The sequence below is a fragment of the Saccharibacillus endophyticus genome (genome assembly GCF_013185185.1).
In the GTDB taxonomy this organism is placed as follows: domain Bacteria; phylum Bacillota; class Bacilli; order Paenibacillales; family Paenibacillaceae; genus Saccharibacillus; species Saccharibacillus endophyticus.
On record NZ_JAAZWE010000004.1, the window covers coordinates 131,332 to 143,635 of the forward strand.

The 12,304-nt window shown below is 55.3% G+C and carries 10 protein-coding genes; 2 read left to right on the top strand and 8 right to left on the bottom strand.

The window, feature by feature from the left end:
- The first annotated feature begins 618 nt into the window (after positions 1-618).
- Positions 619-1,098, top strand: coding sequence for a heme-degrading domain-containing protein (locus HRQ63_RS15330; RefSeq protein WP_172245300.1), 480 nt, complete (start codon positions 619-621; stop codon positions 1,096-1,098).
- A 143-nt stretch (positions 1,099-1,241) separates the two neighbouring features.
- Here HRQ63_RS15330 and HRQ63_RS15335 read toward each other — a convergent pair whose 3' ends face one another.
- The 8 genes from HRQ63_RS15335 to HRQ63_RS15370 all read right to left on the bottom strand — a co-directional run bounded on the left by HRQ63_RS15335 (position 1,242) and on the right by HRQ63_RS15370 (position 9,773).
- Complete coding sequence (locus HRQ63_RS15335) at positions 1,242-2,114, bottom strand: UbiA-like polyprenyltransferase (protein ID WP_172245302.1); 873 nt, start codon at positions 2,112-2,114, stop codon at positions 1,242-1,244.
- On the bottom strand, positions 2,111-3,445 hold the full coding sequence (locus HRQ63_RS15340) for an aspartate aminotransferase family protein (protein WP_172246107.1): 1,335 nt from the start codon (positions 3,443-3,445) through the stop codon (positions 2,111-2,113). Before HRQ63_RS15340 ends, HRQ63_RS15335 begins: the two co-directional genes overlap by 4 nt.
- Positions 3,446-3,585: 140 nt before the next feature.
- Positions 3,586-5,664, bottom strand: coding sequence for a peptidase U32 family protein (locus tag HRQ63_RS15345; RefSeq protein WP_172245304.1), 2,079 nt, complete (start codon positions 5,662-5,664; stop codon positions 3,586-3,588).
- A gap of 280 nt (positions 5,665-5,944) precedes the next feature.
- Positions 5,945-6,781: an energy-coupling factor transporter transmembrane component T family protein gene (locus tag HRQ63_RS15350; RefSeq protein ID WP_172245306.1), complete on the bottom strand. Its 837-nt coding sequence runs from the start codon at positions 6,779-6,781 to the stop codon at positions 5,945-5,947.
- Positions 6,766-7,941 (bottom strand): ATP-binding cassette domain-containing protein, encoded by a 1,176-nt coding sequence (locus tag HRQ63_RS15355; protein ID WP_229714215.1) that lies wholly within the window; start codon positions 7,939-7,941, stop codon positions 6,766-6,768. Before HRQ63_RS15355 ends, HRQ63_RS15350 begins: the two co-directional genes overlap by 16 nt.
- A 64-nt stretch (positions 7,942-8,005) precedes the next feature.
- Positions 8,006-8,785, bottom strand: a complete 780-nt coding sequence (locus tag HRQ63_RS15360) for an ATP-binding cassette domain-containing protein (RefSeq protein ID WP_172245308.1) — start codon at positions 8,783-8,785, stop codon at positions 8,006-8,008.
- 42 nt (positions 8,786-8,827) lie between these two features.
- Positions 8,828-9,382, bottom strand: coding sequence for a Gx transporter family protein (locus HRQ63_RS15365; protein ID WP_037285018.1), 555 nt, complete (start codon positions 9,380-9,382; stop codon positions 8,828-8,830).
- Positions 9,366-9,773, bottom strand: a complete 408-nt coding sequence (locus HRQ63_RS15370; RefSeq protein WP_308809925.1) for a NusG domain II-containing protein — start codon at positions 9,771-9,773, stop codon at positions 9,366-9,368. The genes HRQ63_RS15365 and HRQ63_RS15370 overlap by 17 nt, the downstream gene beginning before the upstream one ends.
- 622 nt (positions 9,774-10,395) lie before the next feature.
- Here HRQ63_RS15370 and HRQ63_RS15375 point away from each other — a divergent pair.
- A complete protein-coding gene (locus tag HRQ63_RS15375; protein ID WP_172245310.1) occupies positions 10,396-11,775 on the top strand; it encodes an Rv1352/Rv1906c domain-containing protein in 1,380 nt (459 codons plus the stop codon).
- Positions 11,776-12,304: the final 529 nt, after the last annotated feature.

Here is a 12,304-nt window from a genome sequence, read left to right on the forward strand (position 1 = left end):
CAAAAAAGCAAAAACACAAAAAAGCAAAACGCAAAATATCGCAGCAGGAAATTTTTAACGGATCGTCATTGCTTTAACGCGGCTTTTTGGACGTCCGGCGAATTCTAACGGATACACGCGACGCTTAGCGAAGAAAACCGTGCTTTTTGAACGTTTAAAACCCTCTTTTTGCCGTCTAAGCGTCATCTGTATCCGTTAAAAATTCCTGAACCCGAATTTTGCGCGCTAAGGGTCACCTCGATCCGTTAAACTTCGCACGTGAAGAAAAGCCTCCCTGTCGTTCAAAACTCGCTGATTCGTAACCTCATCGCTTCTCCCTGACCTTCGCAACGATATGCAACTAAGCAACTCCTCCCCTTTAGCGATGTTCCCCCGGAACGAGCCTATCCCCTTATCTCCTCTTATAAACGGCGTCCCAGGAGTTTATCTCAATCAGATGCAGCTTTAAGTGAGTCTGAATCGCATCTTTAAAATGAAACAAACCACCAGGAGAGTGATTTCCTTTTAGAGCGACTTTTGGCTTTCCGTAGGAAAACAACCCGGAGCGATAAAAGGAAATCACTCTCCCCGCGTCGAATATACCCCCTCTCAGCACAATACAAAGGAGCTACTCACCCCATGACTACAGACGAACAGCTGGCGCAAATGCGGCAGGAAGAAGAAGAATTGCGGTTTCGCGCTTTTGACGCGGAAACGGCGCTTGCGCTTGGTTTGACTTTGATCGAAGAAGCGCGTCGAACCAACAAAAAAGTTACGGTAGACATCACTCGCAAAGGACATCGCCTTTTCCTGCACGCGATGGAAGGCACCTCGCCGGAAAACGAAGACTGGATTCGGCGCAAAAACAATACGGTCGGACGCTTCGTCAAAAGCTCGTGGCACACCGCCCTCCAGCTTCGCAGCGAAAACAAGACCTTATCGGAAGACTTTGGTCTGAGCGACAATGAATTCGTGCTCGCCGGCGGCGCCTTCCCGCTGATGCTAGCCGGAGAAGGCTTGATCGGTACCGTCACCGTATCGGGCCTCCCCGATCAAGAAGACCACGACCTCGTCACCTCCGGCATCCGCCGCTTCCTGAGCGAAAGCCAGAATCAATAAATCGCTCAACCTGCACCTAACCTGCTTGCAAAAGCAGTCAAAGCACAACACGACCAAAAAGACTTCATCATTCGCATTTTCGCGAATGATGAAGTCTTTTTACCATTCTTATTATCGCTTGCCTTCTTGACCCTCAAGACACTTTACAAAAAGTAGTCCAACATCGCAAACAACAAAATCAGCATACTGACCACCTGATTCAGATTGTACGAAGCGATCTTCATCAGCCGTCGATTATGCGGTTTGACGATCCCGTGCTCCAGCATCAGCAGGAACGCAGCCAGCACGATCCCGATCAGGTACAGCCAGCCCAGATCGCGGAAAACGAACAAGAACAGCAGCAATCCGACCATCACCGCATGCAGGAAACGCGAGATATACAGTGCAGGCTTTAAACCGAAAGCGCTAGGAATCGAATGCAACCCCTGCTTCCGATCAAAGTCGATATCCTGCGTTCCGTACAAAATATCGAAGCCGCCGATCCACAACATCACGATCGTACCGAGCACGAACGGCGTGAACGCGAATGATCCGGTCACCGCGAACCAGGCCCCGATCGGCGCGGACGCAATCGTAAATCCCAGGTACAGATGGCTCAGCCACGTAAAGCGTTTCGTATACGAATACGACGAAATCAGGAAGATCGCGACCGGAGACAGGATCAGGCAAAGCATGTTCAACATCCCCGCCGCCACAATAAAGATTGCATAATTGACGACGACAAAAATCCAAACTTCGCGCACGCCAAGCAGCTTTTGCGGCAAATGTCGGTGGGCGGTGCGCGGATTGGCGGCGTCGAACTCGCGGTCTGCCAACCGATTGAATGCGTTCGCGCCGTTGCGGGCGGCAACCAGTGCGATCAGCGACCAGAGAATGACGCGCCATGAAGGCACGCCGCCTGCTGCCCACACGATCGAAATGATCGCAAAAGGCAGCGAAAACAGCGTGTGCGAGAACATCACCAACGAACCAAAATCACGTGTTTTTAGAAAAGCACTGCGTATCGCCGCACTCATGGCTGCCGATTCGACGCAGAAGCTTCGCTTTCTCCGCCTTGTTCCTTTTCCGTTACTGTAAGCCGCTCCTGCTCAATTGCCCCCAACACCGCATCCAGCGCTTCCAGCATCAGCTCGATATCCGACGCTTCGATGACGATCGGCGGTTGGAAAGCCAGTACGTTGCGGGACACGCCGTTTTTGCCGATCAGGAAGCCGCGGTCTTTCATCTCTTCCAGCACCCGATCCGTCATCATTGCGCCATAGGTCGGATCTTCCGCGTACAGTTCGGCCCCCAGCATCAAGCCAAGTCCGCGAACTTCGGACACGATATGCGGGTAAAAGACGCGCATGCGTTCCAAACCAAGCTTCAGCGCCGATCCCAAACGTGCCGCCCGTTCCGGCAGATTCTCCGACTCGATATAATCCAGCACCGCCAGCGCGGTTTCGGCCGAGATCGGATTGCCGCCGAACGTCGAAGCCGAAGGCACGTTGAGCGAAGCCGCTACCTCTTCCGTCGCCGCGAACGCGCCGATCGGAATGCCTCCGCCGAGCGCTTTGGCCATCGTCACGATATCTGCCTGCACGCCAAGCTGCTGCGAAGCGAGCAGCTGTCCGGTACGCCCGAAGCCGGTTTGAATCTCGTCCGCGATCAGCAGTACGCCGTAAGATTCCAGCATTTTTTTCGCGCGAGCCAGATAGCCTTCCGGCATCACGATCATTCCGCCGTTGCCCTGAATCGGTTCGACGATCATCGCCGCGATATTGTCGCCGGCTTCGCGCAGTACGTCTTCCAGCGCGCTTAACGAACGTTTTGCCGCTTCCTGAGGATCAACGCCATACGCATAAGGACGCGGAATGAAGTAGACATGATCGTCCGGGAACGGGTCGGTCCGCCACATTTGCAGACCCGTGACGCTTGTCGTCAGCGAAGTACGGCCGTGCAGCGATTCGGTCAGCGAGATGAAGCCTCTGCGTTTTGTATGCCGACGCGCCAACACCAACGCCCCTTCGTTCGCTTCCGAGCCGCTGTTGCAGAAAAAGACGCGCGGATAAGCGGGCAGAAGTTCCGACATCCGTTTGGCCAATTTGGCGGAAGGCTCGGTCAGATAGATCGTGGTCGTATGCTGAAGCTTGCGCGCCTGACGAACGGTCGCTTCGGCGATCGCGGGGTTGCAGTGACCCGTTGCAACGACGGATACGCCCGCGAAGAAGTCCGTATACGCCTTGCCTTCGCCGTCCGTCACATGCTGCATGGAACCGGAGACCAGTACGGGCGGATTCTTATAGAAATGCTGCGTGCACGGGAAAAAGTGGGCTTTGCGCAGCGCGACGACTTCTTCGGGCGTCATGACGCTCCCGACGGGTTCAGTCTGCGCCGCCGCTGCATGTCGCGCTTCCGCTCCAGACTTCTGCGTGCGATTCGCTTCGGTATCGGTAAACACTCCGGTTGATTTGGGCACTTGATTTTGTTGTTCGCTGTTCATTCCGCTCATCCTTTCGTTTCTTGAAGTACCGGCTGTTCGGCAGGCGCGACCTTTTCTTCCGACGCTTCCTCTGCCGAAGGAGCCGCATCCAGAGCTGTCGGCAAGTTCGCCGGCGTGCTGCGGTCCGCACGGCGGAAAGCCAGCGCGCCGAGCGTAAATCCGGCAAAGGTCGGCTCAAGGCCAGCCGCCAGTTCGACTGCGCGTTCCGGCGCATTCAAGGCTGCGCGATAGACCGCCAACAGTTCGCCCAAGCGCTCCGGCGCATAGGTCGAACCTTCGATGCGGAAGTGCGAGATTCCGGCCTGCATCAGTTCGGCGACGACAGGCAGCATGCAGATTTCTTTGGACGTCGTGAGATGGCAGCGGCCGTGAACGTCTTTATAGACCGGGCTTTCGCCTTTGTCGGTCATCAAGACAAGGATGTCGTCGCGAACATAGTGATTACTTTCTTCGGCGACCGGTTGGTAGACTTCGGTATTTTCATACAGATCGTGCTCCATATACATCACGACCGGCGTGCCGTGTACGGTCAGTTCCAGTTCGCCTTGGGTACGGCCCAACAGAGCAGCCAGATCCGGCAAATTGGCTTCGATCGAAGCCGTCAAACGTTCTACGCCTAACTCGCGGTACATATGTTCAGCCATATGATTATACAGATTCAGCGACAGGTCGCCGATCAGCGGAAGACCGAAACCTTTGAAGCGACGCACCGCGCCGATGTTTGTCACCAGAAGCGCGTCCAAGCCCGGTACACCGCGAGACAGCAGAGCATCATATTGTTCAAAGTGTATTTCGTTCATCATGCGCGGGGTTGCAAGCACTAGCCGCGTATTGCCTTTGATCGCGGCCAGTTCGGCCAGTTCTTTCCGGCCGAAAGCCCGATCCGGCAGCAGCACGTCGCCCGACAAGAACAGTTCATCCACGCCGGCTTCCAACGCTGCCTTGGCCTGAGCCATGTTATTGACGCGAACCGTCAGCTTCGGAACAGCAGCTGTCGGCGCGGAGTTTTGCAGTGTTGTTGCTTTTTCTACAGCGGTATGCGTCAGCCATTCGCGAGCGGTACGGACAGCCGATTCGCTCGTCTCGCGTTCCGCCGTCGGCGTGCTGAACACTTTACCCGTGCTGTAGAACTTGCCCGTGCCTTCAAAGCGCTGATTGATATTGGATAAGCCCGGCTTGCCGAATGCGTAAGCCGTGGAAAAATCGCGTTTGCGTTCCTTGTGCATCTTCTCGCTTTCCGCGTCGCGTTCGAAGCCTACCGGGTCTTCGAGATAGCGATCAATCGCTTCGCCGTAGCTGTTGACCAGAGAGGCCATGAATTCCTTGTCTCGCATCCGGCCTTCGATCTTGAACGAGGTCACGTGGGCATCGATCAGCTCCGGCAGATATTCGTACATATTCATGTCTTTGGCTGCGAGCGGATACGGCGTGCTGTAGACGTAGCCGTCTTTTTTCATCCGGTAATCCCAACGGCACGGCTTGAGGCATTTGCCCCGGTTGCTGCTCATGCCGAACAGATGCGAGCTGATGTAGCAGTTGGCTCCGTGCACCGAACACATATCGCCGTGGACAAAGTATTCGATCTCGATTCCGGTTTGTTCTTCGATGATTCGGGCTGTTTTGAGATCCATTTCCCGCGAGGTTACGACCCGGGTGACGCCGAATTCCTGAAGCGCGCGGACCATCTCGACGTTATGTACGTTCAGCATAACGGATGCGTGCACGGGCAGATCCAGACCTTGCTCGCGAAGCAGCGACGGGACGGCCAAATCCTGTACGATGATGGCGTCGACGCCGGAGCGATCGAGGAAGCCCAGGTACTCGCCCGCTTCGGACACGTCCGTTTCGCTGAGCATATTATTGACGGTGACATAGGCTTTTTTGCCGAGGCCGTGCGCGATGTTGACGGCTTCGACGATGTCTTCGCGGGTGAAGTTGTAGCCTTTGCGCATCATGCGCATGTTAAGGCCGGGACCTCCGAAGTAGACGGCGTCGCAATTGGCGCGGATGACCGTATCGAAAATCTCGAATGTTCCGGCTGGGGCTAGGAGTTCGACTTCTCTTCCTTGGAAATAACGTGGCATAATGGTTCCTCCTTGAAGCAAGTTCCTGTTCGGGGGGAAGCGCGGGACGCTGCGGGGGAAATTCGTTTCGGTCGCGTGTTGCACTTGGAAAGCCGGATTGAATTTTAATAAGGTAGCTTCCCAATTGCAAAGGCGAACGCTAACGCTCCTTCACTGAATTTCCCCCTTCGCTTAGCGCTTCGACTTAAGCAGGGGCTTGCTTCTTTTATTTAGTGTGTAGGTGGTTAAGAGATTTGAGCGAGTAAGCAAGCTCAAAGTCTGATGAAACGGATTTGTTTGGTTATAAGGTCAATCGCATTAACAGCGCTCCTACGGGCAGTAAAGCGAAAAGGAGCGTAAACCAGGTATCGGCGGAGCGCCAGATGAGTTGGCGGTAAGCGGTTCTGGGAGCGCCGATCCGGTAGCCGCGGGCTTCCAAAGATGTCGTCAGTTCCTCGGCGCGGCGGAAAGCGCCGACGGTGACGGGTACGAGCAGGGACAGGAGCAGACGCGCTTTTTCTTTGAGCTTCATTTCTTCGTAATCGGCGCCGCGTGCGGCTTGGGCCTTCAGGATGGTCTGCGCTTCTTCCAGCAGGGCCGGGATAAAGCGGAGGGCAAGGCGCATCATGAGCGAGAAGCGTTCGGCTCCCGTGCCTTTACGGGAGAGCGGCTTCAGCATGCCTTCGACGCCTCGGCTGAGCATGGACGGCGTCGTGGTGAAGGTCAGCATGGCGGTGAACACGATCAATAGCGCCATGCGGCTTACCGCAAGCAAAGCGCTGGAAAGAACGGCGGATGTAAGCGTGAACGGTCCCCATGTCCAGCTCCAGAGTAAAGGTTCGACGGCAGAGAGATTCACGGCGCCATTCCCTGCTCCGGCAATCAATTGGAACAGGAAAACGAACAACATCAGCCAGCGCAGCGGGCGTAGAGCGCGCAGATAAGTTTTGGCCGGAATTTTCGTCGCGGTCAGCACCAGGATCGATAAGATCGCAAGCGCAGCGAGCTGCGGCCAACCGTTGGAGAGGATAAGCGCCGCCGTGAAAAGCAGCATCGCCGCGATTTTGGCTCGCGGGTCCAGTTCATGTACTCGCGAACCTGTAGGAATCATTCGGCCGATGATCAGCTTGTCACGCATATGCTCGCCTCCTTTCCGTGTCCAGGCAGTGCGTCCGCCGAAGAATCGGCTGGGCCGCCAAGTGCCTGTATCGACTCGTGTTTAGCCCCTTCTTCCGACGCCATGTTCGTACTCTCGCACTCCGCGAAGCCGCGAACGGCTTCTTCGATCCGCCGCGCCATATCTTCGGCCGTCCGAGGAAGCGGCAATGCCGCCAACTGCGGCAGCCGGGCCGTCCATTCTGCCCAGCAGCGAAGCTGTTCGGGCACGGCTATGCCCCAATGATCCAGCTCCTCCGAACGGTCGGCCAATTCATCCGCGTCTCCTTGGAAAACGACGCTGCCTTCGTGCATCACGATCCATTCGTCCGCGACTTCCATCAATTCCTCGATCCGGTGCGTAACCATCAGAATCGTTCGGCCTTCTTCTCGGCATAGCCTCGCCAGGAGCGCAATCAATTCCCGGCGCGCCGCCGAGTCGAGCGTAGCGGTCGGCTCGTCGAGCATGACGATCTCCGGTCCGGCCGCCAGCACGGAGGCAATCGCGACCTTGCGCATCTGTCCGCCGCTTAATGTCAGCGGATGACGCTTGAGCAGCGCTTCGTCCAACCCCATCGACTTGAGCGCCTCAACCGCTTTCGACTGCGCTTCTTTACGCGACGAGCCAAAATTCATCGGGCCGAACATCAAGTCTTTTTCCACCGTATCCTCGAACAAATGCTGCTCGGGAAACTGAAAGCTCAACCCGATCCGGCGGCGCAGCGCATTCAGCTTCGGTTTTTGCCTATTCGGCAGCAGCGTGCGGTCCAGAACTTCAACCGTCCCTCCCGTAGGCAGCAGCAGACCGTTAAGCAGTTGCAGGAGCGTGGACTTCCCCGATCCCGTGCCTCCGGCGATGCCGACGAGCGTTCCTTTGCGAATACGGATATTGACGTCATGCAGCGCCGCTGCGGCGAACGGACTGCCTGCCTGATAGGTGTAATCGACATGGCTTAACTCGATAACCGGATCGGATAGGCCCGCCGCGTTTTTTTTCGCGGCAGCGTCCTCGATCCGATCTCCCATTGACGCCGCTGCTTCGTCCATACCGGACAAAGGCTCGGCGATCGTTGGTTTTCGACCGAAACCGTCCGCTTCGCTATTCGATTTTTTCCCCGCGTTTCGTCTTATCCAGCCGATCACGACCGTATCCCCCTTCAACTGCCTGCTTGATTCCCGGATGCTGCCTGTTTTGGCCGATGCCCGACTATCCGATGCCCCGCGCTCTGAGCTGCTGTTCCAGTCTCAAGCGAAACGGAAGCTCGATCCCGCAGTCGCGCAATACCTCTTCATCCTCGAAAAAAGTGTCCGGCGTGCGGTCTGCGCGAATCGTGCCGTTTTGCAGCGCTATGATTCGATCCGCCGCCAGCATTTCGTCCACGTCGTGCGTAACGGAGAACATCGTGTAGTTGCCCTGCTCCTTCATCCCTCGGATCACGCCCAGCAATTCGCGCCGCGAACGCTCATCCTGCATGGAAGTCGCTTCGTCGAACACGACGATCTCCGGCTCCATGGACAGACACGCGGCAACCGCGCAGCGCTGCTTTTGTCCGCCCGACAGCTCGCCCGGATGCTTCGGCAGAAGCGAAGAAATGTTTAACTTATCCGTATAGGCCGTAATTCGCCGCTCCATCTCCGCGCGGTCCAGGCACAATCCTTCGAGTCCGAACGCGATATCTTCTTCGACCGTCTCCCCGATAAACTGGTTGTCCGGATTCTGGAACACCATGCCGATCCGGGCCCGAACAAGCGGCGCGTTATGCTCGGTCAATTCTTCGCCGAATACGGATACTACGCCGTTTTGCGGCCGCAGCAGTGCGTTCAACAGCCGGACGAGCGTCGATTTCCCGCAGCCGCTTTCCCCCACGACCGCGATCCATTCTCCTTGGCGAACGGTAAGGTTTACGCCCTTTAGCACCGTGTCTTTTTTTGTATAAGCGAATTCAATATCCTGTAGTTCGACCAAAGCCGCTGCCTCGCGTTCCATGCTGCTTCCCCCTTCCTGCTTCCTATTGCTGCGCGGCTTGCATCAATATTCGTTCGGTACGAACGGCGCGAACAATTTCATATGGCCGAGCGCGTTGACCAGGTACCGAACCGCGATACCGACCACGATCCCCGTTGCCACGCCTGCGATCATCAAGACCGGCAGGTAATAGAAAATGTTAAGCGAGTCGATCACGATCGCGGCAGCCGCGAGTTGTCCGATATTGTGCGCAATCCCCCCGGCGACGCTGATCCCGATCAAACTGAGACGTTTACGGCTGATCTTCATCAATCCGTACATGACGCCGAAGCTGAGCAGAGCGCCGAACAAACTGAACAGCAGCATCGAAAACGTACCCAGGATCATGGCGGTCAGCAGCGTTTTGAGTACGACCAGCATCAGCGTATCCTTACCGTTCAAGAAATACAGGCACGTCAGGATCATGATGTTCGCGAGCCCCAACTTCGCGCCCGGCATCATAAAGCTTCCGACCGGAATCATGGACTCGATAATGCCCAACACGACCGCCGCTGCTGCGAAGATCGCCAGAATGACCGTCTTTTTCAGCAGCAACGATTCTTCAGCCAACGACGTCATCGACTTCCAGCTCCTCTCCCGATTCGACTCCGATAAAGACCGATACGCGGTGCGGCAAGCATACGATCTGCTGCCCCGGACGCGTCACGAACCCAAATCCCAAACACAACTCGTCCGGACAGTCCGCATCGATCATTTCTACGCCGCCGTTGTGAATTTTGATCTGATTGAATCCGTCTTCGGTCTTGATCATGACGACCTGCTCTTCTTCCGTCAGCGGCAGGGTCCGATAAGCTTCACCATTCACCTCGATATGCACAAAGCGATTTTCGATGTGATTTTTTTCACTTTCATTGCCACCCCAATAACGCGGAACGATAAAAGCAAGCGCCGCAATGACCACGATTCCGATCAGAATCAAGTCGCCCCTCTTCATCATCTTGCCTTTCATGGCCTGACTCCTAATCCGTACTTTGCACCTAATTTCACATGAATGTGCAGAAAAATGCTTTCTCGCTGCAAAATACTCTTTTTTTTGAATACCTAAATCTTAGATGCCTCCATTATACGCCCACATCCAAGATTCGACAATGCTTACGCCAACAGCGGCAGGGCCGTTTTAAGGTCTTTTCACAAATTGCTCAATATTAGATAAAAATTTAGGTAAAAATGAAGACACGCCCTAGGCAGGGAACAGAGATGGCGACAACGTCTAAGGAGGGCGCCGAGTACCTTGTCAACGCTAAAAGTAAGGTTACGTCCGACTGAAACGCACCTAAAGCGTGTACATTTCAGTCGAACATAACCTCTGATTAAGAGTTGACAAGGTACTAAGTACGGGAAAGCGGCCGCGGCCGCTTTCCCGCTTCGACAGGCCGTGCAGGGTGGAATCTGTTAAAATGATGAAAGACGCGCGCAGATGCGCGATTGCAACACATGAAGTGCATGCTGCGTTTATAGGTATGAGCATTGATTCATCGCATCTGCTTTTATGATGAGGCGTTCAGGGATGCCTTTCTTATCTCGATAGATTTTCGACGGATCGCGATTCTTCAAGATCGGAGGAACGATAGATGAAACGAACAGGAATAATACGCTTGCTTGGCGCGGCGCTGGGCTCGGCGGCTTTGCTCGCCGTGCTTGGCGCCTGCTCGGGAGGCGCGCAAGGCGAACGGGCGTTCGGCGGGAGTTACTCCGCCGAACGCCCGCGTCCCGCTGACAACGGCGGGGCGGCGGCCGCGGAATCTTCGCGGCCGGAAGCGGACCCGGCGCAGCCTGCCGGGTCCGGGGCGGACGAGCAATCGCGTCCGCCGGAACAGAGCGACGGCGGCGAAGCCGAGCCGTCGGAGCGCGGCCGACCGGACGAGTCGGCCGCGGAGCCGGGAACCGGCGCGGGCTTGGCCGACGAGCAAAGTCGGCCTGAAGGCGAAGCCGCGGAGAGCGCCGGCGAAGCGGCGCGCGAGGATGCAAGCGATCCCGCCGAGCGTAGCGCGGCGGGGAGTGCCGCGGACGAGCGGAGTCGACCAAGCGATGAGGGCGACGCCGAGAGCGAAGCGACGGATTCGGGTGAACGCAGCTCCGTGAGTGAGCAGAATCGGCCTGTCGACAAGAGTAACGACCAAACTCCACAAAACAATGAGCAATCGACGAACACAGAAAGTCAGCGGCCAAGCGACTCCAGTACCCGTGGTACCGAGAATCCATCCGCCGACGAGCAGCAACCTGTCAATAAGGAGCAGCAAAGACCCGAGGACAAAAGCTCGAAAGATTCAAGCAACAAGTCCATGCAGGACAAAGCTAAAGAGTCTCAAACGGATGAGAAAAACCGTCCAAGCGATTCTACGAGCAAAGATGGCCAAACCGCTAAAAAAGAAAATTCTTCGGAACGTATAGGCAACATATCCGACGAGGAAAAACGCCCTGTTCAAGCCCCGCGTTGGAACGGCCCGGATCAATCGTCCGAGCAATCCCGAACAGACGGTTCCCTTTCCGGCAGCGGGCATTATCTGGTTAACGAACACTTGCGACCGGGATTGTATCGCTCGGTCGGCAATATCGAATATTGGGAACGGACCTCTGGCAAATCCGGTACCGAGAAAGACCGGATCGTCCGGGTACAACCTGTAGGACCTGCCGTTGTGGAGATCAAGTCTTCGGACGTCGGCTTCATTTCCAAAGGATCAGGAACCTGGAAACCCGTATCCGGCAAATCCGGCTCCTTCAAGACCGAATTCGGAGCCGGAACCTACATCGTCGGCGTCGATATCGAACCGGGCCGTTATCGTTCGCCGATCGGCGCAACCCGTTGGGAGACGTTATCCGGCTTCGGCGGCGAAAAATCCGACATGATACGCGGCGCTTCTCCCGGGAAATCCGCTCCCGTAACCGTCGAAATCAAAGCAACGGACAAAGGCTTCACCTCAAGCGGCGCTTTATGGATGAAAGTAGAATGACCATGTTACCAGATCCTAATAACTGCAAATTTACAGTTGTTTCATCTGAGGGATAGCCAACGACTGAAATAGATACCTATCTACAGTTATTTGGCGATTGAATCTTGATGCAAAGTAAAAAACCAAGCAAATAACTGTATAGTTGTCGTTATTCATTCTGGAATCGTCGATATCAGAAGATTAAATGGATATTTGCAGGTATTTGAATAGAATGAGATTCAGCGGCAATTCTGAACTTTTGAAACGTTAACGGAACGTGGCGACGCTTAGAACGATTATTGAACAGACTTGAATTTTTAACGGAACGTGGCGACATTTAGCGGAGGGAAATGACGAAAAATCGAGGTTTTCAGCCTTTTTTCCTGCTAACGGCGTATCATTCCGTCAAAACATTTTCGCAACCTAAAAAGGCGTCGTAACGGCTATACGATCCGTTACAACACCTAGAGTCGATGAAGTCGAAATATAGTCTGCGCGATCTGTTACCGAACGATTCGCCGGCCTATATGCAAGTGCGACGCCGCGCGCA